The sequence below is a fragment of the Hymenobacter negativus genome (genome assembly GCF_016056375.1).
In the GTDB taxonomy this organism is placed as follows: domain Bacteria; phylum Bacteroidota; class Bacteroidia; order Cytophagales; family Hymenobacteraceae; genus Hymenobacter; species Hymenobacter negativus_A.
On record NZ_JAEDAE010000009.1, the window covers coordinates 134420 to 160955 of the forward strand.

The 26536-nt window shown below is 61.7% G+C and carries 24 protein-coding genes; 14 read left to right on the top strand and 10 right to left on the bottom strand.

What is annotated here, in order from left to right:
• Positions 1-120 precede the first annotated feature (120 nt).
• From I7X13_RS17610 to I7X13_RS17640, 7 genes are all read left to right on the top strand, one after another.
• Positions 121-489, top strand: coding sequence for an S-adenosylmethionine decarboxylase family protein (locus tag I7X13_RS17610; protein ID WP_198068904.1), 369 nt, complete (start codon positions 121-123; stop codon positions 487-489).
• A complete protein-coding gene (locus I7X13_RS17615; RefSeq protein ID WP_198076483.1) occupies positions 486-1775 on the top strand; it encodes a DUF4178 domain-containing protein in 1290 nt (429 codons plus the stop codon). Before I7X13_RS17610 ends, I7X13_RS17615 begins: the two co-directional genes overlap by 4 nt.
• A 10-nt stretch (positions 1776-1785) precedes the next feature.
• The gene (locus I7X13_RS17620) at positions 1786-1986 is read left to right on the top strand and encodes a hypothetical protein (RefSeq protein ID WP_198068906.1); all 201 of its coding nucleotides are present in this window, start codon (positions 1786-1788) and stop codon (positions 1984-1986) included.
• A gap of 11 nt (positions 1987-1997) precedes the next feature.
• Positions 1998-2213, top strand: coding sequence for a DUF350 domain-containing protein (locus tag I7X13_RS17625; RefSeq protein WP_198068907.1), 216 nt, complete (start codon positions 1998-2000; stop codon positions 2211-2213).
• A complete protein-coding gene (locus I7X13_RS17630) occupies positions 2206-3783 on the top strand; it encodes a polyamine aminopropyltransferase (RefSeq protein ID WP_198076484.1) in 1578 nt (525 codons plus the stop codon). Before I7X13_RS17625 ends, I7X13_RS17630 begins: the two co-directional genes overlap by 8 nt.
• A gap of 183 nt (positions 3784-3966) precedes the next feature.
• Positions 3967-5613: an NAD(P)-binding protein gene (locus tag I7X13_RS17635; protein ID WP_198076485.1), complete on the top strand. Its 1647-nt coding sequence runs from the start codon at positions 3967-3969 to the stop codon at positions 5611-5613.
• A gap of 118 nt (positions 5614-5731) precedes the next feature.
• Positions 5732-6766 carry a hypothetical protein gene (locus I7X13_RS17640; RefSeq protein ID WP_198076486.1) on the top strand — a complete coding sequence of 345 codons (1035 nt, stop codon included), beginning with the start codon at positions 5732-5734 and terminating at the stop codon, positions 6764-6766.
• Positions 6767-6795: 29 nt separating this feature from the next.
• On the opposite strand, the gene I7X13_RS17645 is transcribed toward I7X13_RS17640, so the two are convergent.
• Positions 6796-8844 (bottom strand): RICIN domain-containing protein, encoded by a 2049-nt coding sequence (locus I7X13_RS17645; protein ID WP_198076487.1) that lies wholly within the window; start codon positions 8842-8844, stop codon positions 6796-6798.
• 179 nt (positions 8845-9023) lie between these two features.
• Between I7X13_RS17645 and I7X13_RS17650 the strand changes: the two genes are divergently transcribed.
• On the top strand, positions 9024-9239 hold the full coding sequence (locus I7X13_RS17650) for a hypervirulence associated TUDOR domain-containing protein (protein WP_198076488.1): 216 nt from the start codon (positions 9024-9026) through the stop codon (positions 9237-9239).
• Positions 9240-9314: 75 nt separating this feature from the next.
• Here the strand turns inward: I7X13_RS17650 and I7X13_RS17655 are convergent, their stop codons facing one another.
• Positions 9315-10898, bottom strand: coding sequence for an amino acid permease (locus I7X13_RS17655; RefSeq protein WP_198068913.1), 1584 nt, complete (start codon positions 10896-10898; stop codon positions 9315-9317).
• A gap of 272 nt (positions 10899-11170) precedes the next feature.
• Here I7X13_RS17655 and I7X13_RS17660 point away from each other — a divergent pair, with 272 nt between their 5' ends.
• Both I7X13_RS17660 and I7X13_RS17665 read left to right on the top strand, forming a co-directional pair.
• Positions 11171-11602, top strand: a complete 432-nt coding sequence (locus tag I7X13_RS17660; protein WP_198076489.1) for a hypothetical protein — start codon at positions 11171-11173, stop codon at positions 11600-11602.
• Positions 11603-11772: 170 nt separating this feature from the next.
• The gene (locus I7X13_RS17665) at positions 11773-12231 is read left to right on the top strand and encodes a hypothetical protein (protein WP_198076490.1); all 459 of its coding nucleotides are present in this window, start codon (positions 11773-11775) and stop codon (positions 12229-12231) included.
• An 80-nt stretch (positions 12232-12311) separates the two neighbouring features.
• On the opposite strand, the gene I7X13_RS17670 is transcribed toward I7X13_RS17665, so the two are convergent.
• Positions 12312-13631 carry a T9SS type A sorting domain-containing protein gene (locus I7X13_RS17670; protein ID WP_198076491.1) on the bottom strand — a complete coding sequence of 440 codons (1320 nt, stop codon included), beginning with the start codon at positions 13629-13631 and terminating at the stop codon, positions 12312-12314.
• Between the two features lie 246 nt (positions 13632-13877).
• Here I7X13_RS17670 and I7X13_RS17675 point away from each other — a divergent pair, with 246 nt between their 5' ends.
• Positions 13878-15257: an MBL fold metallo-hydrolase gene (locus I7X13_RS17675; RefSeq protein WP_213019101.1), complete on the top strand. Its 1380-nt coding sequence runs from the start codon at positions 13878-13880 to the stop codon at positions 15255-15257.
• An 87-nt stretch (positions 15258-15344) separates the two neighbouring features.
• Here the strand turns inward: I7X13_RS17675 and I7X13_RS17680 are convergent, their stop codons facing one another.
• The gene (locus I7X13_RS17680) at positions 15345-16277 is read right to left on the bottom strand and encodes a DMT family transporter (protein WP_198076492.1); all 933 of its coding nucleotides are present in this window, start codon (positions 16275-16277) and stop codon (positions 15345-15347) included.
• 135 nt (positions 16278-16412) lie between these two features.
• Between I7X13_RS17680 and I7X13_RS17685 the strand changes: the two genes are divergently transcribed.
• Positions 16413-17741: a replication-associated recombination protein A gene (locus I7X13_RS17685; RefSeq protein WP_198076493.1), complete on the top strand. Its 1329-nt coding sequence runs from the start codon at positions 16413-16415 to the stop codon at positions 17739-17741.
• Positions 17742-17846: 105 nt separating this feature from the next.
• On the top strand, positions 17847-19619 hold the full coding sequence (gene sppA, locus I7X13_RS17690; RefSeq protein WP_198076494.1) for a signal peptide peptidase SppA: 1773 nt from the start codon (positions 17847-17849) through the stop codon (positions 19617-19619).
• Positions 19620-19803: 184 nt separating this feature from the next.
• Here the strand turns inward: sppA and I7X13_RS17695 are convergent, their stop codons facing one another.
• Positions 19804-20505, bottom strand: a complete 702-nt coding sequence (locus I7X13_RS17695; protein WP_198076495.1) for a PKD domain-containing protein — start codon at positions 20503-20505, stop codon at positions 19804-19806.
• Positions 20506-20677: 172 nt separating this feature from the next.
• Entirely contained in the window at positions 20678-21349 is a 672-nt protein-coding gene (locus I7X13_RS17700) for a hypothetical protein (RefSeq protein WP_198076496.1), read from the bottom strand.
• Between the two features lie 35 nt (positions 21350-21384).
• Here I7X13_RS17700 and I7X13_RS17705 point away from each other — a divergent pair, with 35 nt between their 5' ends.
• Positions 21385-22209: a purine-nucleoside phosphorylase gene (locus I7X13_RS17705; RefSeq protein WP_394368600.1), complete on the top strand. Its 825-nt coding sequence runs from the start codon at positions 21385-21387 to the stop codon at positions 22207-22209.
• Between the two features lie 93 nt (positions 22210-22302).
• Here I7X13_RS17705 and I7X13_RS17710 read toward each other — a convergent pair whose 3' ends face one another.
• From I7X13_RS17710 to trxA, 4 genes are all read right to left on the bottom strand, one after another.
• Positions 22303-22734: a lipocalin family protein gene (locus I7X13_RS17710; protein WP_198076498.1), complete on the bottom strand. Its 432-nt coding sequence runs from the start codon at positions 22732-22734 to the stop codon at positions 22303-22305.
• A 90-nt stretch (positions 22735-22824) separates the two neighbouring features.
• Positions 22825-23679: a DUF4249 domain-containing protein gene (locus I7X13_RS17715; RefSeq protein WP_198076499.1), complete on the bottom strand. Its 855-nt coding sequence runs from the start codon at positions 23677-23679 to the stop codon at positions 22825-22827.
• Between the two features lie 78 nt (positions 23680-23757).
• Complete coding sequence (locus tag I7X13_RS17720) at positions 23758-26118, bottom strand: TonB-dependent receptor (RefSeq protein WP_233454832.1); 2361 nt, start codon at positions 26116-26118, stop codon at positions 23758-23760.
• 86 nt (positions 26119-26204) lie between these two features.
• Positions 26205-26516: a thioredoxin gene (trxA, locus tag I7X13_RS17725; protein ID WP_198068925.1), complete on the bottom strand. Its 312-nt coding sequence runs from the start codon at positions 26514-26516 to the stop codon at positions 26205-26207.
• Between the last annotated feature and the right edge of the window lie 20 nt (positions 26517-26536).

The window sequence follows — 26536 nt, forward strand, 5'->3', positions numbered from 1 at the left end:
GGAGCGGGACGTTTTTGTAATGCGCCGGCCAGGCCGGGCGATACAGCCCGCAAGCCCAGGCCAAATATCAACCCGTTCCGCTTCCTATCTTGCCGCCGCGCTCGCCCCACGCTCCTTTCCATGCCCGATTATACGCCCGGTCTGCACATCCTGGCCACTTTTGCGGCGCCGCCCGCCGCCCTGCGCGATGCCGACAGCTGTCGCGCCTTCTTCGATGCCCAGGTGCTGGCCTTCGGGCTCGAAAAAGTGGGCGAGGCCTACCACAGCTTCCCGGCCGATGAAGCCGGCCCGGGAGGATTCACCGCCGTGCTGGCCCTGACGGAATCGCACCTGAGCATCCACACCTGGCCCGAGCACGGGCTGGCCACGTTCGACGTGTTTCTTTCCAATTTCCGGCGCGACAACGCGGCCACGGTGCGCGGCATCTACGCGGCCACGCTGGCGTTTTTTGAAGGCACTGAGCTCACCAAAACCGAAGTGCGCCGATGAGCGAAACTGCTACGCCCCAGCCCGAATCGGCCCAGCTGGACTGCCCCGAGTGCCACACCAGCATCACGTACTACGACGTGGCAGGCAGCGAATACTACGCCTGCCCCAACTGCCACGCGTATTTTCGGTGGTCGGGGGAGGAAACGCCCGAGGTATTCGGGAATTACAAGGATGCGCCCAAAACTTCGCCGGTGCTGCCGCTGGGTACTTTGGGTATTCTGGATGGCGCGCTCTACCGCGTGGTAGGCGTAGTGAGCCGGTGCGAGGCTAACCACCGGCAATACAGTTGGCGCGAATACCAGTTATTTCAGCCCGAGACCGGCCGCTACGTGCAGTTGGCCGAATATAATGGCCACTGGACACTGATTTGGGCCGCCAGCCACCTCGACAAGAACCGTGAGGATTTCAAGCTGGCCGATTTTAAGCTGTTCAACAAATACCAGCCGCGCATAAACTGGGCGCTGGGGGAGTTTGACTGGGACATCGAGCGCGACGATACCCTGAATGTGGCCGAACATATCAACCCTCCGCGGCTGCTGGTACAGGAGCGCCGTGGCAAGGAACAGCAGTGGTACCGGGGCCGCCACGTAGCGCCTGATGAACTGGCCTCAGCTTTTAACATCAGTCGGAGTTCGCTGCCGCACCAGGAAGGTACGGGCGCGGTGGAACCCGCGCCGGGCAGCAACAGCCACTCGGCCCTCTGGACGCTGACAGGTATTCTTACCGCGGCATTGGTACTCATTCAACTCGTGCTGGCGGTGCGCACTACGTCCGTACTTAGCCAGACCATTCAGGTGGCTCCCGATACTACGGCCACGGCCGCGCCCGGCACCGGCCGCGTGCTGGTTTCACCCTCCTTTACCCTCGACCATCAAACGGCCCTCGATATTGAATTGAATGCCACGCTAAGCAATCAGTGGCTGGAATTGCCCGTGAGCCTCGTGAACGAGCAAACCGGGCGCGGCTTCGAGTTCACCAAAAACATTGAATTTTATAGCGGCGTCGAAGGCGGTGAAAGCTGGAGCGAAGGCAGCCGCAGTGCCGATGCCGTGCTTTCGCGGGTGCCGGCCGGCCGCTACCACCTAAATTTCTATCCTTTCACTGAAAAAGGTGTAACCCCCGAAATCAGGGTGAATGTATGGGCCGACCCGGCACTGCCTTCGAATTTTTTCGTGGTGCTCGGGCTAATACTTCTGGTGCCCGGGCTCCAGTTGTTGCGCCGCCACTCTCACGAGCGCAGCCGCTGGTCCAACAGCGACTACAACCCTTATGCGACCGAAGAATAAGTCAAACGGTATGCTAGAAAATCTGCTCAACTTCCTGCGCCCGGTGCGCTTCTACGCGCTGCTGTTGCTGCTGCCGCTGGCCTGGTTTGCCTGGGGCACGGCCACCGGCACCCGCCTGCTCGGCGACGACAACGAGAGCACCGAAACCCTGAACGCGCCCGGCTCCGGCGGCCACGGCCACGCCGGGCGCGGCCTGTATTTCCACAAGTAACCGCCTTTCCCATGGAATACCTCAACGCCAAAGCCCTCGCGGCTTCCGTCATTTATTCGCTGCTCGGCATCATCATTCTGGTGGTCAGCTTTTATGTATTCAACAAACTGACGCCGGGCACCTTGCGCAAGGAGATTATGGAGGAGCACAACACTGCCCTGGCTATTCTCGGCGCGGCCTTTATGCTGGCCGTGGCCATTATCATCAGCGCCGCCATTCATGGCTGAGTTGCTGGATGCACCCGCCCCGGCGGCCCCGGTCGATGCCCGCGCCGCAGGCGGCCCCGAAGCGCGGCTGCCGGGCCTGTTGCTGGCGGCGGTGGCCGTGATTGCCACCTGCGGGCTGATTTATGAGCTGATTGCCGGCACGCTGGCCTCCTACCTGCTGGGCGACTCGGTCACGCAGTTTTCCACCATCATCGGGGCCTATCTGTTTGCGATGGGCATCGGCTCGTGGCTCTCCAGGTTTCTGGAAGGCTCGCTGCTGCGCTGGTTTATCAGGCTCGAAATACTGGTGGGGCTGGTGGGCGGCTGCATGGCCCCGCTCCTGTTCCTGAGCTTTGAGTACGTGGCCTCGTTTCGCCTGCTGCTCTACACGCTGGTGGGCCTCACGGGCGTGCTGGTGGGGCTCGAAATTCCGCTGCTGATGCGAATTCTAGAGCACCGCTACCCTTTTAAGGACCTAGTGGCGCGGGTGTTCACCTTCGATTACGTGGGCGCACTGCTGGCTTCGCTAATATTTCCGCTGGTGCTGGTGCCGCAACTGGGGCTGATTCGTACCTCGCTGGTTTTCGGGGCGCTGAACCTGGCCGTGGCCGCCGTGGTGCTGGCCCGCTTCCCCGAAACGCGGCCCTACCGCCGGCGCTTCGGGGTGGGCATTGCGGTGGCGCTGCTGGGGCTGGCGGTGCTGTTTGGCTTCGCCAACAAGCTGCTGGCCTACACCGAAAACCTGGCTTTTCAGGACCAGGTTATTTACTCGAAATCAACTCCCTACCAGCGCATCGTCCTCACCCGCAACCCGCGCGAGCTGCGCCTGTTCCTCAACGGCAACCTGCAGTTCAGTTCCGCCGATGAGTACCGCTACCACGAAGCTTTAGTGCATCCGCTCATGCAGGCCTTACCCCAGGCCCGCCGCGTGCTGGTGATGGGCGGCGGCGACGGCCTGGCCGTGCGCGAACTGCTGAAATACCCGCGCCTGACCAGTATCAAGCTCGTCGACCTCGACGCGGGCATGACTGAGCTATTCAAGCACAACGAGCTGCTGCTGGGCCTAAACAAAGGCTCCCTCAATAACCCCAAAGTGCAGGTCATCAACGCCGACGCCTACCAGTGGATTCGGCAGGACACCACGCGCTACGATGCCATCATCGTGGACTTTCCCGACCCCGGCAACTACTCCATCGGCAAGCTGTATTCGGCCGCGTTCTACACGGCGCTGGCCAAGCGGCTGGCTTCAGGCGGGCGGCTGGTGGTGCAAAGCACCTCGCCGTTTCTGGCTCGGCAGTCGTTTTGGTGCGTGGCGCACACGCTGGCGGCCGTGGGCCTGCACACCATCCCCTATCACCTCTACGTGCCCTCCTTCGGCGAGTGGGGTTACGTGCTGGCGGGCCCCGACACGCACTGGCGAGGCGATATGAGCCCGCTGCCGGCGGGGTTGCGCTACATCACCCCGGCCACCATTCACGACATGCTGCGCTTTCCGCCCGACATGAGCGAAGTGCCGACGGAGGTTAACCAGCTCAATAACCAGGTGCTGGTGCGGTATTTTGAGGAAGACTGGGGGCCGTATGTGCATTAACCTTACCCCCCGCCCCCTCTCCTTGGGGAGAGGGGAGCCTGACTACCGTAGCGCATGCTTTAGCTTGTGATTAAAAATAAATTATAACCCGGCACAAACTAAAGCATGTGCCTCAAGCCGCGCTGCCTAGGCTCCCCCTCTCCCCAAGGGGAGGAGGCCGGGGGTGAGGTAAACCGCTAGATAATGCCCACCCGTCGCTCCTTCCTGGCCCAAAGCGGGGCGGCCCTCACCGGGGCGCTGTTGCTGCCGGCTCTCCCCAGCTGCGCACCCACCAACCCGCTGGCCCACATCAAAGGCCAAATGCGGGGCCAGGACGCTGCCACTGGCCACCTGCTGCGCGACCCCGGCCGGATTCCAGCGCCCACCCAAACCCTTGACACCGATGTGCTCATCATCGGTGGCGGGGTGGCGGGGCTGTCGGCGCGGCGCTGGCTGCACCTGCACGGCCAAACTAACACGCTGCTGGTGGAGCTGTCTCCCGAAACCGGCGGCAACGCCAGTGCCGGCCGCAACGCCGCCTCGGCCTACCCCTGGGGTGCGCACTACCTGCCCGTGCCTGATATGCGCAATACCGAGTTGCTGGAGTTTCTGCAGGCCGCCGGCACGCTCACCGGCTACGCGCCCGACGGCCGGCCCATTTACAACGATTACCAGCTCTGCCACGACCCCGAGGAGCGGCTCAACATCGAAGGCCATTGGCAGGAGGGGCTGGTACCCGCTTTAGGGCTGAGCGCCGCCGACCAGGCCCAGGTGGCCCGGTTTTTCAAGCTGACTGAAACGCTGAAAACCACTGTGGGCCGCGATGGGCATGACATTTTCCGCATCCCGCTCGACCAATCCTCAACCGACGAAGAATACCGCCAGCTCGACAAAATTTCCTTCGCCGCCTACCTCGACCGCGAGGGCTTTACCGCGCCCGCCCTGCGCTGGTACCTCGACTACGCCTGCCGCGACGACTACGGTGCCCACGCCGCGCAGGTATCGGCCTGGGCCGGGCTGCACTACTTTGCCAGCCGCAAGGGCAGCGCCCACAATGCCACCGGCGCCGACGTGCTGACCTGGCCCGAAGGCAACCACTTCCTGACGGAAAATCTGCGCCGCCAGGCCAGCGCCCCCATCCATACCCAAACCCTGGCCTACGACCTACGCGAAACTGCCAGCGGCATCGAAGCCCTGATTTACAGCGTAGCCACGCGCCAAAGCACCCGCGTGCGCGCCCGGCAGGTGCTGCTGGCCACGCCGCAGCACATTGCCCACCACCTGCTGGCCGCCGTACCCGGCCACCAGCTGCCGCCCCCCGGCGTGCTGCACCACGCGCCCTGGCTCATTGCCAACCTCACCGTAGCGGGCCTGCCGCAAGGCCCCGGCCGCCCCCTGAGCTGGGACAACGTGCGCTACGGCAGCGCCTCACTGGGCTACATCAACGCCACCCAACAGTCAATCAAACAGGACGATGGCAGCCCGAAAGTCATTACCCTCTACTGGCCCCTGACCGACGAAATGCCCGGCCCCGCCCGCCGCCGCGCCTACCAAACCAGCTATGCCGAGTGGCTGCCCCGCGTGGTGGCCGAGCTCGAAACTTACCACCCCGGCGTGATGCCCTACATCCAGCAGGCCGACCTTTGGGTGTGGGGCCACGGCATGGTGGCGCCCACGCCGGGCCTGCTCTGGGGCGCGGCGCGGGCGGCGGCCAGTCAGCCGGTGCACGGCCGGGTGTTCTTTGCGCATACCGATTACAGCGGCATTTCGATTTTTGAAGAGGGATTTTATCAGGGGATTCGGGCGGCGCGGGAGATGCTGGGTACCGGTAGAAAGCCGTTGTCATCCTGAGCGGAGCGAAGGACCTTATCACGTTCGCACCAACTGATTTACTGCTCATAGTTCAGACATGACAAGGTCCTTCGCTCCGCTCAGGATGACAAACAAATAACCTGCAACTCCTTCTTTCATGCCCCAACCCTGGATTCGCTCCCCACGCTACGACGGCCTGCTCATCCTCGCGCCGCCGTTTCTGGCGCTCCTGGTGGTGCTGGGGCTGCCGGCGCCCTACCGGCACTCGGCGGCGATGCCGCTACTGGCCTGGGTGGCGCTAGTGGTGCTCATCGATGTAGCCCACGTGTACGGCACGCTGTTTCAGACCTACTTCGACCCCGTGAACAGACGGCAGCGGCGCACGCTGCTGTGGGTAGCTCCGCTGGCCTGCTACGCGGCGGGCGTGGCCCTGCACAGCCTGGGCGGACTGGTATTCTGGCGGGCGCTGGCCTACCTGGCAGTGTTCCACTTTATCCGGCAGCAGTACGGGTTTCTGCGGATTTATAGCCGGCACGATGCGCCGGCGCCCGGCCGCTGGCTGGCCACGGCGCTGATTTATTACGCCACCATCTACCCGCTGCTCTACTGGCATTTTTCGCCGGGGCGCAACTTCAACTGGTTTGTTGATGGGGATTTTGTGCAACTCGACTGGCCGACGGGTCGCGCCATCGCCACGGGGCTTTACGTCGGATTGATTGCCGCTTACACGACCCGCGAAAGCTGGCTTTGGTGGCGTACCCGCACCTTTAATATGCCGCGCAATCTGCTGCTGGCCGGCACGCTGGTATCGTGGTACGTAGGCATTGTGCTCTTCAACGGCGACCTGGCCTTCACGCTGCTCAACGTGGTGTCGCACGGCATCCCCTACCTGGCGCTGGTGTGGGCCGGTGGGCCAAAATCAGCCCAGGCGCCCGCTCCCATCAGGCGCGGGGCGTGGGCCGGGCGCTACGGGCTGGCCGTTTTCATTGGGGCTGTCGTGCTGTTCGCATTCCTCGAAGAAGGCCTTTGGGACGGACTGGTGTGGCGCGAGCACGGCACGTTGTTCGGCTGGTTTCAGCACTTGCCCGCCATTGCCAGCCCCGCGCTGCTGATGTGGCTGGTGCCGCTGCTGGCGCTGCCCCAATCCACCCACTACGTGCTCGACGGGTTCATCTGGCGGCGGAAAAAATAGCTTGGACGCGGCGAGCCCGAGCTACTTTCTTACTTCACAATCACCAGTTCCACACGGCGGTTGAGGCGGCGGGTTTCTTCGCGGTCGTTGGCGTATTTAGGCTTCGAGCCGCCAAAGCCCACAGTGGTAATGCGGTTTTCGGCCACGCCGCGGCCCACAAGGTAGCGTTTCACTTCGGCCACCCGGTCTTCGGAAAGTTGCTGGTTTTTGTCGGCCGGGCCCACATTGTCGGTGTGGCCTTCGAGGCGCACTTCGGTGGCGGGGGCAGCTTGCAGCGCAATGGCGAGGCGGTTGAGCTCGGTGTAGGCCGAGCCGAGCAGCGTGGCCTTGCCCTGGGTGAAAATGATGCTGGGCAGGTCCACCTTGGCCCCCACGGCGGCGGGCAGCAGTAGAATATCGCGCCGGGGCGAGCCGGCCGCCACCAGCGTGTCGCCCATCGTGAGCAGGCCCGCGCCGTTGGCCGAGAGGTAGTAGCGGCCGGGCAGCAGCGACATCTGGTAGTTGCCCTGGTTATCGGCCGTGCTGGTGGCCAGGAATTGCGGACTGGTTTTGCTGGTGCCCAGCAGGTTGGCCTTCACCAGTGCCCCCGGCACCGGCTGCTTGGTGCGGGCATCCAGCACGCGGCCGCTCAGGAACGCGCGGCCGGAATTTTCATTGGCTTCGGCCACCACGGCCGGCTTGGGCAACGAGTCGGGCGGCACGGCGCGGCCCGTGCGCCAGATGTCTTTGGTGCCGTTAGGCGTGGCCGAGGACGAGTAATAAGCCGTTTTGCCGTCGGGCGTGAGGCTCAGGTAGGCGTTGAAGCCGGGGCCGTTCAGGGCCGGGCCGAGATTGCGGGGCTCGCTCCACTTCGTCCAGCTCTCATCGAGGCGCTGGCTCACGAACATATCGGCCGAGCCATAGCCCATGTGCCCGTAGGAGGCGAAATACAGCGTTTTGCCATCCGGTGCTAGCCAGGGTGCGAAATCGAAACCGGGCGAATTCAGCACCGGGCCCAGGGTTTTGGGCTCGGTGTAGCCGCCGCTACCGTCGGGGCGGCTTAAGTAAATATCGTTGCCGCCCTCCGAGTCGCCGCGCTCCAACGAGAGCAGCAGCGTCTGCCCATCGGCCGACATAAAGAACCCCGTGCCCGTCACCGCCGAATAGAAGTTGGCAATGCGCAGTGCCTCAGGGCGGGTGGTTTTGGGCGTGGCCCCGGGGGCCACGGCGGCGGCCTGGGCCACGCGGCTCAGCCCCTCGTCGCGGAAGGTGCCGTCGCGCTCGTAGGTACCGCGCACCAACAGCAGCTGGCCGCCGGTGCCGGTGGTGGCTTCCACGGCGTTGTTCTGCGGGGTGTTCAGGCCATCGAGGCGGGTGGGCGCGCCCCAGGTTTTGCCCTGGTCAGGGCTCTGGCTCAGCCAGGCGTCGCCCGAGTCGGTGTTGCCCTCTGTGTTGCCGGCAAACTTGGTGCGGGCGAAGTACAGCGTCTTGCCATCGGGGCTTAGCACGGGGTGCACTTCGTTGCCGGGCGAGTTCACGCCGCCGGCCAGCGGCTGCGGCGGGCCGAAGGGCGAGGGACCTTCCAGCACGTTCAAGCGCAGCCGGAACAGGTGCCACTGCTGGCTGGCGCGGCCGTTGTTTTTCTGGGCCACCACGGGCGTGCCGTTGAATTTGTCTGCCGCTGCCAGCGCGGCGCAGCGGGCTTCGCTGCGGTTTTCGAGCTGAAAGCTACCCGCCGGGCCGGCCGGCACCAGCCGCCACTGCTGCTGCTCGCTGCCCTGGAAGGGACGCTGCACCAAGCCCATGTTCTCGCCGGGCTTGTCTACGGTGAGGCACTGGCCGCTGTGGCGGGCTTCGATGCGAAAATATTCGCTGCCTTGCCGGATGGGCACCAAGCGCCACTGCTGGCTGTTGGCGTGCGTGAACTCCCACTGCACGGCCGCCGCGCCGCTGGCCGTGCTGGCGCTGGCAATGTCGAGGCAGCGCCCGCTGCCCCGGTCAATCAGCCCGTAGTAGGCCCGCTCATCGGGCACGAACGGCGTTTGGGCGGAGGCAAAAAGGGGCAGTAACAGCAGCAGCGACAGCAATCGAAACATCATGTGGGGCGCACCGGAAGGCAGCACGCGTGGTTGAATTACGCAAAAGAACGGCGAAATGACGGAGCACAGCGGCCCGCGCCACCGCCCGGGCCCGACTGACAACGCGGAACCGCCGTTGGCAGTACACGTAGTTCAACCTCCATTTATCAATGTAATTCCCACGCTTTCTTCTTGATTGTATGCGCAAAGGCACCCAAGTCACCTGGAAATACGGCACGGGCACGGCCACCGGCAAGATTGAGTCGGTGCACAAAGAACCCATCAGCCGCACCATCAAAGGCTCCGAAATCCACCGCAATGGCTCGGCCGATGACCCCGCCTTCGTCATCGTGCAGGAAAACGGCGACCGGGTGCTCAAGCTCAAGAGCGAAGTGAAAGCGGCCGCATCACGCTAAGACAATGGTCCATTAACGAAAAGAGCCCCACCAGCAGTTGCTGGCGGGGCTCTTTTTGAATCTGGGCAAACCCAATTAGCGGTTGTGCGGGTCGGGCTTGATGAACGCCTCTTCTTCCATCTCGGTGGGCACCACCACCACGCCCTTCTGGAGCATGGAGTTTTTCTTGCCGTAGAGGAAGTACACCACAAAACCGAGCAACATCCAACCCAAGGCCAGTTTCAAGGTGTTCGAGTCGAGGGCAAGAATCATGAGCGTGCAGATGGCCGCGCCCAGGATGGGCACCAGCGGGAAGCTGGCCGACGAGAGCGGCGAGCGGAACGGCCGGGGCTGGTCGGGGTCCGACTTGCGCATCAGCCACACGCCGATGCTCACCAGCACGAAGGCCAGCAGCGTGCCAAACGAGGTCAAGTCGCCGGCCACCGAGCCGGGCACAAACGCCGCAAACGCGCCCACAAATACCAGCAGCGCCAGGTTCGACTTGTAGGGCGTGTTGAAGCGCGGGTGCAGGTCGGAGAAGGCTTTAGGCATGAGGCCGTCCTTCGCCATCGAGAAGAACACGCGGCTCTGGCCCATGAGCATCACCAGAATTACGGAGGAGAAACCCAGCAGAATGGCCACCGTCACGGCCGTGCCGAGCCACTCGTAGCCGGGCATGTGCGCCTTGATGGCGTAGGTCACCGAGGCCTCGCCGCCCAGGGCCGGGTCGGCAAATTCGCGCCAGTTGGCCACCCCCGTCAGCACGTGGCCGAACAGGATATAGAGCACCGTGCACACGGCCAGCGAGCCGAGAATACCGATTGGCATGTCGCGCTTGGGGTTTTTGGCTTCCTGGGCGGCCGTGCTCACGGCATCGAACCCGATGAAGGCAAAGAACACAATGGCCGCGCCGCCGAGGACGCCGCCCCAGCCGTGCTTGTTCCAGGCTGTGTACTCGCGCACCACCACGCCAGCGGCGTTTTTCACAGGTGCGGCATTGTCGGGAATCAGGTAGGGCGTGTGGTTGGCGGGGTTGATGAACTGCCAGCCTACGGCAATGAACACCAGCACTATGGCTACTTTCAGAATTACCACAATGGCGTTGAACATGGCCGATTCCTGCGTGCCTTTGATGAGGAGCAGCGACAGCGCCACGATGATGAACAGGGCCGGCAGGTTGATGAGGCCGTGCTCCAGCGTGCCGTTCACCACGGCGCTTTCGAAGGGCGAGTGGCTGAGATTATACGGTATACTCGTCCCAAACACCTGCAACAGCTTGTTTAGGTATTCGCTCCAGGCAATGCTGACGGTGGCCGCGCCCAGCGCGTATTCCATAATCAGCGCCCAGCCGATAACCCAGGCCACAAACTCGCCCATGGTGGTGTAGGCGTAGGTGTAGGCCGAGCCGGCAATGGGAATCATGGCGGCGAACTCGGCGTAGCACAAGCCGGCAAACACGCAGCCGATGGCGGCCACGATGAAAGCCAGCGTCACGCCCGGGCCGGAAGCCTGAGCCGCCGCCGCGGCGGTGCGCACAAACAGGCCCGCCCCGATGATGGCGCCCACGCCCAGGGCCACGAGGTTGCCCGCGCCCAGCGTCCGCTGCAGCGTGCCGTGCCCGGTCGAGTTGGCCTCGCCCAGCAGCACAGACAGGGGTTTTTTGGCGAAAATACTTGCCATGTGTTAGGTGTAAAGAGAGAAGAGGTGTGAAATAAATGAAGGAATTAAACGCTCCCGCTAAGCCCGTTGGGCAATGAAACTGCCCCCGGGCGCTTGTGGCGGAGCCGAAATATAGGCAGCATTTTCCCACCGCCGGGGCGCTGACCCTGCGCCGGGCCGGTTATGGGGCCCGGCGCACGGTCAAAATCACGGCATTAAACCCGCTCCGGCAGTGTTCATCCAAGCGACGGCGCTACTTTCGCCTCCTTAATTTAGCAACACCTCCCCCTACCATGAAAAAGCTTCTCCTTATCCTCGCGGCCAGCGCGGCCACCGCCGGCACCGCCTTCGCTCAAACGCCCGCCACCGCTCCAGCCCCGGCCCAGACCGGTACCTCGGCTCCCGACCAGCTGGCCCAGCGCCGCGCCCAATACCTAGGCAAAGAGCTTGGCCTCACCGCCGACCAGCAAACCCGCCTGGCCCCCATCCTCATGGCCCAGCGCCAGCAGCTGCAGCTCCTGCGCGAGCAGCGCACCACTGGCGGCCGCAAACAGGGCACCGCCCAGGACCTAAAAGCCAGTGAGGCCCGCGCCGATGAGCAAATTAAAACGGTGCTCACCCCGGAGCAATTCACCAAGTTTGCGCAGATGCGCGACCAGCAGCGCGAGAAAATTCGCGAGCACCGCGCCAACAACGCCACAGCCCCAACCGGCCAACCCGAATAAGGCGGCGCTTGGTCAATGAAAAGCGGCCGTGCGTCGATGAATTGGCTTTTGGAACCGGCCGACGAAATGCTGGCATAACGCTTGTAATTACCCTGGCAGGCAGCCAAGCCACCTTCGCAATAGCTTGGCACGCTCCCTCCTCAACCACCCCATTTTTGCTTTTCCCCGACATGAAAAAGAACCTGTTTCTGCTTGCCGCCCTCGCTTTTGCTACCGCTGGCACCAGCTTTGCCCAAACGGCCGTGAAAACCACCGGCACCGATGCCAACCAGACCGCCCGCCACTACGCCAAAGGCAAGCAGGGCCCGAAAGACCCCGCCAAGATGGCCGACCACAAAGCTGGCAAAATGGCCAAAGAGCTCGGCCTCAACGCCGACCAGGAAGCCAAAGTGGAGCAGCTGATGCTGGCCCGCCAGCAGGAAAGCGCCGCCCTCAAAGCCAAGTACGCCGCTGACAAAAACGCTGGGCGTACTGAAATGAAAGCCGCCCACGACCGCTACGAGACCCAGCTCAAAACTATCCTGACGCCGGAGCAATTCGCCAAGATGGACAAGATGAAAGCCGAGCACCACGGCGGCCACGGCAAAGGCCACGACGGCGGCAAGATGAAAATCAAGGCCAAAGCCTAATCCAACGCCATACGAAAAAGCCCCCATTCTCGTCGAATGGGGGCTTTTTCGTATGGCGTCATTGCCAAATCACCCTACTGCTAAGGCCAAATGGTGATGCGCTGAGCCTTTTGACCCGCGCTTTCCACCTCCACAATGTGGTAGGTACCGGCTGGCAGACCGGCCAAATCTATTTCGGTGGCCCCGGCTTGCACGGTGAGCTGCCGCTGCACCCGGCCCATTGCATCGTACACAGCAAGCCGGCGGCTAGCGGCGGCTGCCGTCAGATACACCTTGCCGCTGCTAGGATTTGGGTACAGCGGGTTCGTTGCTTTGGCATTGGGGCTGGTTGCCAGCGCTTGCCCCTGGTACCTAGCAAACACGTTGTTCTCCCCTGCTTCGTTTCGGCCAAGAGCCCAGACCTGCGTCGGGCCGGCTACCACGAAAGCGCGGTGGCTGAACACCGCTTCCAAGCTTTGCCAGGTCCGGCCTTCGTCGGTACTGATGGCAGAGCCGATGCCAGTGGTGTATTCCGGAAAGCTGCCGCCACCGCTCAGGTACGTGCCGGCGCTGCCGGGAACCCCGGCAATTACGCCGGTGCGGAGGGGCCCGCTAAACGAGACTGGCAGCCAGGTAAGGCCTCCGTCGGTGGTAGCCGCGAGCTGGCCGGTATCACTCAAGGCAATTCCATTATCATGGGTACGAAAAGTAACCTGCTTCAACCCACTGCCGAAGCCTGACACGCCCGTGCCCCAGGTTTGCCCGGCATCGTCGGTAGTGAACACCCGGCCGGTTGTGGTGGTCACCCATATTTTACTGCCCAGCATGGTTACGGCACGCACGGTTTCGGCAGTGGTCAGGGCGGGGGCAGTACTGGCCGCTGCCCAGGTAGTGCCGCCATTGGTTGTTCGGTAAAAGAGCCCGCCCGCGGCTGCACTACAAACCACTAGCCCGGTATTGGCATCGATGAAACGTACCAGCCGCGGATTGGTGGGGCCAGCCACCGGCGCCAGCCCTCCCACACCTGAAGTTGTGCGCAGCAACTGATAGGTGCCCGAGGCCTGGTTCCGGGAAACTACCCAGGCCTGCGATGCATCAAGCGCGCATAAGTCAACGTATTCGTCGCCCGAAAGCGGATAGGAATTATGCCACGCAACCGTCGGTCCGGTTTGCCAGGTAGTTCCGCCATCCAGGGAGTTGAAAACCTGTGACGTCCCATTCCCCAAGCCATAGTATTGGTCCCGCAGTGCCCATAGCGTCCCTGGCACAGGCATCTGGGCCGGGAATATGGTCTGATTGGCATTGCTGGCGAAGGCGGACGGCATGGTCAGGCTTCGCCAGGGATTTTGGCCGTGGGCCGAGGTGGCGCAGGTCAGGGAGCCGGCAAACAGGAGGCTAACGAATTGGTTTAGGTGCTTCATGAGGAAGGATATAATGTGGGAAAGCGAAGTAAAAATAGTCGTTTTAGCGCTTTCTTTTATACCGGGAATAACGGCTTTTACGGTTCAGCCCACGAGTCCTCTGGCAAAAGTCTTAACCACAAAAAGTGGCCGGCCTAGCTGCCCATGTTTTATATTTGAACTGTCCCTTTTATCTTGATTGCCGGCCGATGGTAGGTGGTTAACACTCACTACCAGCGCGGTACATTCGTTTTAACCACCCATCTCATGCCTCCTCTTCCCAGTAGCACGGCTTCGGCCGTGCAAATCCAGCAGTTTTACGACAAGGGCCTGGCCCACGCCAGCTACGCCGTGCGCTGCGGCCGCCAGGTTGCCATCATCGACCCGGGCCGCGACCCGCAGCCCTACTACGACTTCGCCGACGAGCACGAGGCTCGCATCGTGGCCGTGATTGAGACGCACCCGCACGCCGATTTCGTGTCGTCGCACCTGGAAATTGCCGAAGAAACCGAGGCGCCCATCTATTGCAGCAGGCTGGTGGGGGCCAAATATCCGCACCAGAATTTCGATGATGGCGACCGCATCAAGCTGGGCAGCTACGAGTTGCACGCCATCAACACCCCCGGCCACTCGCCCGACAGCATCAGCATTCTGCTCATGGACGAGCTGGCCCAGAGCCGCGCCGTGTTCACCGGCGACACGCTGTTTGTGGGCGACGTGGGCCGGCCCGACCTGCGCGAAGAAGAGGCCGTGGGCGGCCACAAGCGCGAAGAGCTGGCCGCCCAGCTCTACCGTAGCACCCGCAACAAGCTCATGACCCTGCCCGGCAGCACCAAGGTGTACCCCGCCCACGGCCCCGGCTCGCTCTGCGGCAAAACCACCAGCCCCGACCTCGACTCCACTATCGGCAAAGAGTTGAAAACCAACTACGCCCTGCAGCCCATGTCGCAGGACGAGTTCATCAAAGTCCTGCTCGAAGACCAGCCCTTTGTGCCCAAATATTTCGGCCACGACGTGGCCCTGAACAAGCAGGGCGCCCCCAGCTTCGAGGACAGCATCCGGGCGGTGCCGCACCTGAGCAGCGATGCCCCGCTGACGCCCGGCGTACTGCTCATCGACACGCGGCCGGCGGCCAAATTCCGCGCCGGCCACTTGCCGGGCGCCATCAATCTGCAGGACGGCGGCAAGTTTGAAACCTGGCTGGGCTCGGTGGTCGGCCCCAAAGAGCCGTTCTACCTGCTGGCCGATTCTAAAATTGCGCTGGACACGGTGATTCGCAAAACGGCCAAGATTGGCTACGAAGGCAACATCAAAGGCGCGCTACTGGCCCCCACCGCCCTGCCCGCCACCTCCCCTGCCGTGGAGGTAGATGCGGTGCGCGAGCACCCCGAGGCTTTCACCATCGTAGACATCCGCAACCGGACCGAGGCCAAAACGCCGGTGTTTGACAACGCGCTGGTTATTCCGCTGCCCGAGCTGCGCGAGCGCGCCCACGAGATTCCGACCGATAAGCCCGTGCTCATTCACTGCGCGGGCGGCTACCGCTCGGCGGCTGGGGCCAGCATTGTGCAAGCCGCCCTACCCGGAGCAGAAGTGCTGGATTTGGGCGAGGCGATTACGGATTTTCAGAAGCAGGCGGCGCATTAACCATTCCTGGCTTCGTAACTAAAGAACGTCCTGCTTCGTGTAATCGAAGCAGGACGTTCTTCTTTTCAAACGGTTCACCCCACGGCCTCAGTCAATCACCGCATCCTCCGGCACGGCTGCCACCGGCGCGGCTTTCGGCTTCTGGCTCACCAGCCACACGCCTAGGAAGATAAGCACCGCCTGCCCGGCCTTGCCCCAGGTGAGGTGGTCTTTGCCCAGGCTCACGGCGATGAGTACGGCCAACACCGGCTGCAAATAGATATACACGCCCAGCAATGCCGGCGAGGCGTATTTCAGCGCCCAGTTATTGAGCAGATAGGCCAGGATGGTGAGGAACACCACCATGTAGCCGATTTCGAGCCAGATTTTGAGCGGGAAGCTGGCGTAGTTAGCATGTAGCGCCTCGCGCCAGCCAAAGGGCACGGCCACAACGGCCCCCACCAGAAACACCCGCGCCAGCACCGTAAATGCGTGGTACTTGCGCATGAGCGGCTGCACCAGCACCAGGTACAGGCCAAACACGGTGGCATTGGCCAGAATGAACAGGTTGCCCAGCGTGGCGTGCGGATAAATGGCCGCCTGCGCGTTGCGGCTGAGAATGAGCGAGGCCGCCCCCGCCGCCCCCACCCCAATGCCCAGCACGCGCGGCAACGTAATTTTTTCGCTCAGCAGAATGGCCGAGGCGATGACCACCACGATGGGCGCGATGGTTTGCAGCAGCGAGGCGCTGATGGGCGAAGTCAGGTTCAGCCCCGAAAAAAACAGCAACTGATTCAGTCCAATACCCAGCACGCCGCAGATGATGGACCGCCGGTTATCGGCCCAGCCGATGATTTTGTCCTGCGGGGCGATGAAGTATTTAATAAGCGCAAAGAAGCTCGACGCCCCCAGCACCCGCAGCGTTACGATGCCGAACGGGGTCATGTAAACGGGCATCACGTCTTTCGACAGCGAATAATTGGCTGCGTAGATGACCGCGACGAAGAACAGCGCCGCGTGAACGCGAAATTGATTGGGCATAAGTAAGGAGAGTAGCGCCAACTTTGTGGCTCGCGTCCGCGCGCTGTCTGAACCACGCCGAGCGAGAATCGTTCTAAAACACGAACCACAAAGTTGGCTCCGCCGTCTTCGATTCGCGCTCCTTCGCTACTTCCCATGTCCTCCCTCTTTCCCGACGACGAACCCGCCGCCTTCACCCCGCCGCCCGCGCCTGCCGCCGATGCCCCCCTGGCCGAGCGCCAGCGCCCCCGCCGCCTGGCCGACTACTCCGGCCAGCAGCACCTGGTGGGCGAAACCGGCGTGCTGCGCCGCTATTTGAATTCTGGCCGCCTGCCCAGCCTCATCCTCTGGGGGCCGCCCGGCGTGGGCAAAACCACCCTGGCCCACCTACTGGCTTCGGAGCTGAAACATCCTTTTTCGGCCCTGAGCGCTATCAATGCGGGCGTGAAGGACGTGCGCGACGTGATTGAAAAGGCCAAGCGGCAGCGCGGCACGGTCCTTTTCATTGATGAAATCCACCGTTTCAGCAAGGCGCAGCAAGATGCGCTGCTCGGCGCGGTGGAGCATGGCACCGTTACGCTCATTGGCGCCACCACGGAGAATCCTTCGTTTGAAGTCATTCCGGCTTTGCTCTCGCGCTGCCAGGTGTACGTGCTGGAGGCCCTGAGCGCGGAGACCCTGCGCGGACTGGTGCAAAAGGCCCTGACCGAGGACGAGGCCATGAAGCAGAAAAAAGTCAGGCTGAAGGAGGACCACGCCCTGCTGGCCCTGAGCGGCGGCGACGCCCGCAAGCTGCTCAATCTGCTCGAAATTGTGGTGCAAAGCACGCCGCCCGACAAAAAGGGCGTTATCGAAATCACCGATGCCGTGGTGCAGCAGGTGGCTCAGCGCCCCCTGGCCCGCTACGACAAGGGCGGCGAGATGCACTACGACGTGATTTCGGCCTTCATCAAGTCCATGCGCGGCTCCGACCCCAATGCAGCCCTCTACTACCTGGCTGTGATGCTGGAAGGCGGCGAGGACGTGAAGTTCATCGCCCGCCGCATGCTCATTCTGGCCGCCGAAGACATCGGCAACGCCAACCCCAATGCCCTGATGCTAGCCACAAGCTGCTTCCAGGCCTGCACCGTCATCGGCCTGCCCGAGTCGGACTTGATACTTGCCCAGACGGTCATCTACCTTGCCACTTCGCCGAAAAGCAATGCCGCTTATATGGCTATTCGCGCGGCGCAGGCCGAGGTGAAGGCCCACGGCGTGTACCCCGTGCCGGTGCCCCTGCGCAACGCCCCCACCCGCCTCATGAAGCAGCTCGGCTACGGCAAGGAGTACGCCTACTCGCACAACGGCGAGGGCAATTTCGAGGAGCAGGAGTTTCTGCCCGAGGCCCTGAGCGGCACCCGCTTCTACGAGCCGGGCCTGAACGCCAGCGAGGCCAAAATCCAGGAGCGCCTGCGCGGCTGGTGGGGCAAAAAATACGGGTACTAACGCCCCGGCCCGTCACATCGCGCCCCCGGGCTTTCTCACCCCGCCCAAGGGAGGGCCAAACGGCCCGCGCGGCCTACTTTTGCTTGTTCTCAATTTTCTGCACTCATGCGCCAGTTTTTTAAATACGTCCTCGCCACCATTGTGGGCCTTGCGGCTTTTGCCTTTCTCGGGTTTGTGCTGATGGCCATCGTCATCGGGGCCGCCGTGAGCAGCTCGCACGAGCCCAAGGAAACCGCCGCCAACTCGGTGCTGGAGCTTAAGCTCAACGAGCCGCTGAACGAGCGCGGGCGCGAAGGCCGCTTCGGCGGGTTTGGCGGGGGCGGCAGCACGGGGCTGGTGGAGCTGAAGGAAGCCATTCACCGCGCCAAAGGCGACGGCGACATCAAGGGCATTCTGCTGAACCTGGGCATTGTGCAGGGCGGCATGGCTTCGCTGGAAGAAGTGCGCAACGCCCTGCTCGACTTCAAAAAGAGCGGCAAATTTGTGGTGGCCTACCACGAAATCGCCTCCGAAAAGAGCTTCTACCTCTCTTCGATGGCCAACGAAATCTACCTCAATCCGCAGGGTACGCTCGAATTCAACGGCCTGAGTTCAGAGGTGATGTTCTACAAGCGCCTGTTCGACAAGGCCGGCATCCAGCCCTACATTTTCCGGGTGGGCTCCTTCAAAAGCGCCGTGGAGCCGTTTTTCCGCGAGAACTTCTCCGACTCAGCCCGCTACCAGACGGTGTCGTTTCTGAACTCCATCAACGGCTACATGATTGGCGAGGTGGCCAAAACCCGGGGCATTAACCCGGCCCGCCTCAAGGTGATTTCTGACTCGATGCTGGTGCACAACGCCCCCGACGCATTGCGCCTGCACCTCGTCACCAAGCTCGGCTACTTCGATGAAGTGCAGGACTATATGCGCCGCAAGCTGGACCTGGCCAAAAACAAAAAGCCCAGCCTGGTGAGCCTGTCCGACTACACCGACCACGACAACGGCATCGACGAGCGCGAAGGTAAAACCAGCGGCCGCCGCATTGCCGTGATTTATGCCGAGGGCGACATCGTAACCGGCAAGGGTTCCGACGACAATATCGGTAGCACCAAATTTGCCGAGGCCATCCGCAAGGCCCGGCTCGACGACCGGGTGAAGGCTGTGGTGCTGCGCATCAACTCGCCGGGCGGCTCCTCGCTGGCTTCCGACATCATCTACCGCGAAGTGCTGCTGACCAAGCAAGTGAAGCCCATTATCGCCAGCATGAGCGACGTGGCGGCTTCCGGCGGCTACTACATTGCCATGGCCTGCGATACCATCGTGGCCCACCCGAACACCATTACGGGCTCCATCGGTGTGTTTGGCGTGCTGCCCAACATCCAGCCGCTGCTGGCCGACAAGCTCGGCATCACTGTGGACCGCGTGACGACGGGCAAGTTCTCAGACCTACCCACCATCACGCGCCCGCTCACGGATTTCGAAAAGCGCACGCTGCAGGAAGAGGTGAACCGTATTTACGCCGACTTCACCAGCAAGGCCGCCCGGGGCCGCCACATGCCCGTGGAGCGCCTGCGCCGCCTGGCCTCGGGCCGCGTCTGGAGCGGTATCGAAGCCAAAAACAACGGCCTCGTGGACGTGCTCGGCGACTACGATACCGCCCTCAAAATCGCCGCCGCCCGCGCCCACCTCCAGGCCGACGATTACCGCGTGCAGCGCCTGCCCCGCCAGAAATCGGCGCTGGAGGACTTTGTGTCCATGTTCGAGGACGACGATGCCGCCAAGACCCGCGCCCTCAAAACCGAGCTGGGGCCATTGTATCCCGCCTATGCTCAGTACCAGCAGCTGATGCAGATGCGCGGCGTGCAGGCCCGCCTGCCGTACACGCTGGATATCCAGTAAGGCTATTTGCCGCTCAACCATCGATAAAAAAAGCCTGTCTATTGAGACAGGCTTTTTTTATCGATGGTTACGAAAACATGAGCTACGGTTCGTTGCCGTAGCCCCTTGCGTCATTTTGCCTGCGTCAGGGCAGCGCCAACAGCTTAACACTATAGTGCTTTGGAGCGCAGAATGCCTATTGCATTTATTTCGAACGATAAATATCGGTGCACCGGTAGCCATAGCTAGCTCCGGCGTGCGAGGTCTGCGTGAGGACGATGGAATCGCCCTGCGGATACATGTCTAGTATGGTATTGTCGAGCGATGAATAGATTCCCGGATTGGGGAATTTTGGCATATTGACCATATAGGAAGTATGGTTGCTATATGCAGACCGAAATGTGCCTGAATATCCGTTGATGGTCAAGGAATTGGCGGTAGTCTGAATAATATTCAAACTCATGAAGGGCAATGCTTCATAACTCGTAGTGTATCCTATCTGACCACTAGGCGAGTACGTCATGGATACGTTGGTACGCGTGCCCTTGGCATTATACGTTTTGTTGATAGGCGCAAACGCTACATTGAGGCTTTGGGTCACGGAATCAACGGCTGACTCCGCGTTGTAAGCCAGCAAGGTGACGCCGTAAGTTCCGGCTCGGTAATAAGTATGACCAGGGTTAGGCGTAGCATCCGTCGTGCCATCGCCGAAGCGCCAAACGTAGCGAGTTGCGTTTTGAGAGGTGTTGGTAAAAACCACCGCGCTACCGGTCTGGCTCGCAGCCGGAAGCGTAAAGCCTGCTTTGAGAATCAGCTTCTCTGCTGCCTGAGGTGACGAGTTGTCTTTTTTACAGGCCGCTACAGTAAGTGCTGTGCAGGCTGCTATGAACAGAAAGTTTATTTTCATGTGGAAAGGAATTGAGGTAGTGAAAAGCCGCTGCAATTTACTCTTTCTTGAGCAGTATTAAAGGTCGAAACCAAGCCCCCGATTCATGGCTGGTTAAAACATACTTAAGCCCGATGCGCTATTTCGAAAAAAGCTGTTTTAGCTATTTCAGGCTGCCTGGGTGCCTGCTGTGCTAGGGGCGGCGTTTGCCCCGGCCTACCTGCTCATTCGACTGATTGGAACCTCTGGTGTATAGCCTGATGAAGATGCTGTCCCCCTGGGTGAATCCCACATGGTTGTCTTTATCAAGCGCTCCATTGTTGAGCGTGAATGCAAAAGGGTAATAAAAGTGCGGGTTAAGGCCTTGATTCGCGGTATTATAGGTCAACGTAGGAGCCCAGCCAGTTGCTCCGAAAGTTGCGATTATCTGGTTTTGTCCATTTTTGCTAATTGTAACGGCTTCTTGTCTGGTAGTAGTGGACCCAGCGCCGGGAAGGAAGACTTGTGAAGTGGAAACAATTTGACAATCGTAGGTTCCTTCGATGGGCGTGGTGGAGGGCACCGCGAAAGGCACCTCGGGCGGAGCTGTCTCTTGCGAGCAAGCACCAATTCCGAGTGCCAGTAAGACGAAGTAGCGCTTAAACTTCATAACAAGGCCAGGAAAGGAAAATGAGAGAAGTTTCAGCAGCGGTGCATTGGCAAAATTCTGTCTGGAGGGTATTGCCAATGGCAAAAAATGTTTTTCGGCTGGGAAAGAGAACGTTGAAAGATGCGTTCTGCAAGGTAGCAGTACCTGCACTAATTTCAAGGCCGAAAGCACAAAAGCGACAAGTCTGCCAGCTGGTTGGTATTGATTCGTAATCATACCGTTACAAACAGGCTGCTTTTTCCATTTTTTAGATGCACATGCAACACCTCCGCGAAGCCGCTGCCTACATCCAGGCCAACTCCCAGGCCTTTCAGCCCGAAACGGGCATCATCCTCGGCACCGGGCTGGGCGCGCTGGCCAACGAGGTCGACGTGGAACACGAAATCAGCTACGCCGACATTCCGCACTTCCCGGTGAGCACCGTGGAAAGCCACGCCGGCCGGCTGCTGCTGGGCCGCATGGCCGGCAAGAAGGTGGCGGTGCTACAGGGTCGCTTTCATTACTACGAGGGCTACACCATGCAGCAGGTGGCCATGCCCGTGCGCGTGCTCAAGCTGCTGGGCATTGCCCGTCTGCTGGTGAGCAACGCCGCCGGCGGCCTGAACCCCGATTTCAACCTCGCAGATTTGATGCTGATTGACGACCACATCAACCTGCAACCCACCAACCCGCTCATCGGGGCCAATCTGGATGAAATGGGCCCGCGCTTCCCCGACATGTTCGCGCCCTACGACGCCGACCTGCTGCGCCGGGCCGAAGCTGCGGCCCAGGCGCTGGGCCAGGCCGGCACCACCCGGCGCGGAGTGTACGCCAGCGTGCCCGGTCCCATGCTCGAAACCCCGGCCGAATACCGCTACCTACGCACCATCGGGGCCGATGCCGTGGGCATGAGTACGGTGCCTGAAGTCATTGCGGCCCGCCACCTCAATCTGCCCGTGCTGGCCGTATCAGTCATCACCGATTTATGCGCGCCCGGTCATCTCAAGCCCGTGGTGCTGGCCGATATTTTCGCCGCCGCCGGCGCGGCCGAGCCCCGCCTCACGGCGTTGATAAAAGCGGTGGTGGCGGGGCTGTAGTGCCTGCTTTAGCTTGTGCAGAGCCCGGCTAGAAGCAACCAGGCCCGGACAATGTCCGGGCCTGGTTGCTTATTATCAATGCCCTACCTCCGCTTATGGCTGGGCCGAGAATGTGCGCTCTTCAACCGCACCGGTCTTGTTTGTGAACGTGTAGCGCAGCTCGGTGGCCGTGAGGGCGGCCACGGCGTAGTCGTTGCTGGTGCCTTTGTTGTCGAGGAGGTGAAGCACCGTGTTGTTGCTCATCAGCATCCAGGTGCCGGGGTAGGTGGTGCCGTCGGCTAATAGCTTCTGGGTGTAGGTGCCGTCGGTGCGGAAGGTGAGCGAATACTGGTCCTTGATGCTCGAGCCGGTGCCGGTGACCTGACCTCCTTGTTTGATTTGGTCGAGGCGCCAGCTGCCAGTGGTCAGCTGCTGGGTGGAAGAGGTGGCGGTGGGCTGCGGCGTGGCGGCCGAGTCTTTTTTGCAGCTGCCGAGGCTCAGGGTAAGCAGGGACAGGGCGAGAACGGGGTAACGGAGCTTGTGCATGGGAAGAAAGGAAATGGGGTTGGGAATGCACAGTAGATGCCGCCCCGGCCTGAATGGTTGCTTAGGTGCTGCCTAGTTTTTTCTGGCTGCTTACTTCGCCAGAATCTTTTGGGCCGTGGTGCCGCTCAGCACGCCGAAGATGCCAATGCCACCCTGCACGTTGCCGTAGATGGCGGAGGGCTGGGCAAAGGGGTTACCGTTGGCCTGGCGCGCGTCGCGCACCGATTGTCGAAAGCGGAACATTGCCCGCTCGGTGTGGTAGAGCGTGGCCGTTACGGTATCGCCGGGATAAAAACGGTAGCTGGTGCCCAGCACGAATTCCTGCCCGTTGAGCAGCCGGTCTTCTACCGACATATCCACTTCCGGGCTTTTGAGTAGTGCGCCCCTGGCCGGGTTGCCCTTGTGCAGCTGCAGGCGGTAGCAGTCGTCGAGCGGGGCCGGGTCGCGGAAGCTGGTGAGAAAGATGGCCTTGCGCTCGGAGCCGGTTTTGTCGTTGAACTGGTAGCTCACCGAATCGATGGGTACGGGGGCCAACATGGTGGTGGTGGCCGTGGCGTGGCGGCCCTTGGTGTCCACCACATCAAGCTTGAACACGTCGCCAGCCTTGGCCACCAGCGGGTCGCGGCCAATGTGGGAGTGAAATTTCACGCCCGCGGTGGTGTCAATCAGTGCCCGGTAGTTGGGGTTGAAAGGCAGCGGCACCAGCGTGCCGTTGGGCATGGTGAGCGTGACGGTGACATCGGTGGGCACCTGCGGCAGCACCGAGCTGATGTAGGGCACCGACGTGGTGACGGCCAGCTCCGGCACCTTGCCCGGCTGCAGGTAGCATTCCACCACCAAATCGGAGGAATAGGCCGGCAGCGGCACGTTGATGTCGTTTTGCAGCTTGCCGCAACCGGCCAGCGCCACACAACTAATCACCAGCCAATTCATCTTCCTTTTCATAACCAATTCGAATAAAAACACCTGTAATCAACGCCCCCAAAATCCGTGAAATCGGCCCTAATCCGAGCCAATCCGTGGTCAGAAACGGAAATTGTAGGTCAGCGAAGGGATGACCGGGAACAGCGACACCTGCTTGGCCTGGAAGCCGGTGGTGCGGCCGCTGGCCTTGTCCTTCACCGTGTCGAAAAACACGAAGTAGGCGTTGCGGCGGTTGTAAGCGTTATAAATGCTCAGGGTGAGGTCCTGGTCGCGCCGGGCCCCGATTTTGTACACCACGCCGAGGTCGAGGCGGTGGTACGGGATGAGGCGGTAGGAATTGCGGTCGGGGTACACGGGCACCGGGCGCGGGTCGATGCCCACGCTGGAGCCCGGAATGTCCTGCACCCCAAAGCGGCCCAGCGGCAGCGTGGTCAGGTTGCCCGAGGTGTAGATAAAGCTGGCCGTGAGGTTGATGCGCGGGTTTAGTTGATGTAGCACCACCACGGTCAGGTTGTGGCGCCGGTCGTAGTTGGGGTGGAAATCGCGGCCGCCGTTCACGCCGTTGGTGCCGTTCTGGGGCTGGAAATTGCGCCAGCTCCAGGCCAGCGTGTAGCCAATCCAGCCGGTGGTTTTGCCGGTTTTCTTCTCTAAATAAAGCTCGTTGCCGTAGGCCCAGCTCTTGCCGAAAATGAATTCCTGGTCCAAATCAGGGTTCACAAACAGCTGCGCACCATCGCGGAAATCGACTTGGTTGCGCCCCCATTTGTAGTACAGCTCGTTGGTGAGCAAATACTTGCCGCCGCCCAGCAGGAAGCTGGCCCCGCCGCTCACCTGCTGCGACTGCTGCGGCTTCACCGACAGCCGCGAGGGGTACCAGATATCCGTGGGCAACGACGCGCCCGAGTTCGTGACCAAGTGCACGTACTGGTACATCATGGCGTAGTTGAGCTTGAACGAAGTCTTGTCGTTCAGGGCGTAGCGGGCGGCGGCGCGGGGCTCGAGGCCGCCGTACTGGTCGGTGCCGCTGCGGAAACCGGTGAGGCGCAGGCCGCCTTCGAGCTGGAGCTTGTCGGTGGCCTTGTAGTTGTCGGAGGCGTACACCCCGCCGTCGAGGCCGAAGTAGTGCACGTCGGAGCCGATGCCGAGGCGGCCGTCGCCGGTGCTGGCGCTGAGGCGGCCCACCCCGAACCGGTGCTGCGTGAGCACGGCCCCGAACTTGATTTGGTGCCGGTCGTTGGGCGCGTACTCGAAGTCGGTGCGCCCGGTGTAGTCCGTGATTTGCGAGCCCAGGTTGAAGTTGAACACGTTGGCCAGCTGGTTGGTCAGCGTGTACTTGTAGTCCGACACCGACGCGGTGGTATTCACGAACAGCTTGGGCGAAAACGTGTGGTTCCAGCGCAGCGAGCCAATGGTATTGCCCCACTGGAAGCTGAACTTGAAGCCGTTGGGGCTGCTAAAACCGAAGATATCGCGGCCCAGGTAGCCGGTCAGGAACACCTGGTCCTTTTCACTGAGCGTGTAGTTGGCCTTGGCGTTGAAATCGTAGAAATAGTAGTCGGGAATGGGGCTGTAGTCCTCCTTGCCCTCGTTGGCCTTGTTGAGGGCCCGCGTGAAAATGTCGAAATACGTGCGCCGGCCGCTCACAATGAACGAGCCTTTGCCCTTATTGATTGGCCCTTCGTAGGTGAGGCGCGACGAAATTAGGCCTACGCCGCCGGTGGCCACGAAGTGCTGGCGGTCGCCCTCGCGCAGCTTCACATCGACCACCGACGACAGCCGCCCGCCAAACTGCGCCGGAAAGCCCGACTTGTACAGGTCCACACTCTGCACAGCATCAGAATTGAACACCGAAAACAACCCAAACAAATGGTTGGGGTTGTACACCACCGTGTTATCGAGCAGCACTAGGTTCTGGTCGGCCGAGCCGCCGCGCACAAACAGGCCGCTGGTGCCCTCGCCCCCGCTCTGCACGCCGGGCTTCAGCTGCAGGGTTTTCAGAATATCGACTTCGCCAAACAGCGCCGGCAGCAGCTTGGCCTCCTTGATGCTGAGGTGCTCGACGCCCATTTGCGTGGTTTTGAGCTTCTGCTCCAGCGTCGCGGCGCCTTCCACCACCACTTCGCCCAGCTCGTTGCCGCTTTCTTCGAGATTAAAGCTGAGGCGCTCGTTTTTTTTCAGGTTCACCTCGCGGGTGATTTGCTGATAGCTGATGAAGGCGATGACGAGCTGGTGATGCCCGGCGGGCAGGCTCAGCGAGTAGTGGCCGAGGGAATCGGCGGCGGTGCCGGTGTTGAGGGCGGGCACGGCCACGCTGGCGCCGGGCAGGGTTTCGCCGCGCCCGCCCCGCACCGTGCCGCTGATGGTGAACCGAACCGCCGTCTGGGCCCAGCCGGAGCGCGGCCATGCCATCCCCAATACAAACAATAACAAGTAGTAACGCCGGGCAGAGCTAAAAATCATACGGTAGCAATCGGGGAACGCGCAAAGGTAGCGACCTCCCCAACGCCGGTAACCGGCGGATAGTTTATCGCCCGCGCCCCGGCGGGCTACTTGCCCACGTAAGGCTGCAACACCTGGGCGATTTGGGCGGCCGGCACTACGCCCGCCTGCCGCCATACCGGCTGCCCCTGGTGGAACAGAATCAGCGTGGGAATGCTCTGCACGCGGTATTGCTGGGCCACGGCCTGGTTCTTGTCCACGTCGATTTTAATAACGCGCAGCTTGCCGCCGTGCTGGGCAGCCACCTGCTCCAGAATGGGAGCCATGGTTTTGCAGGGACCGCACCAGGTGGCGTAAAAATCGACCAGAACCGGCATGCCGGGGCTATTGATGAGTTCGGGAAAAGACTTGCGAGGCATGACGATGGATAATTAAGGCG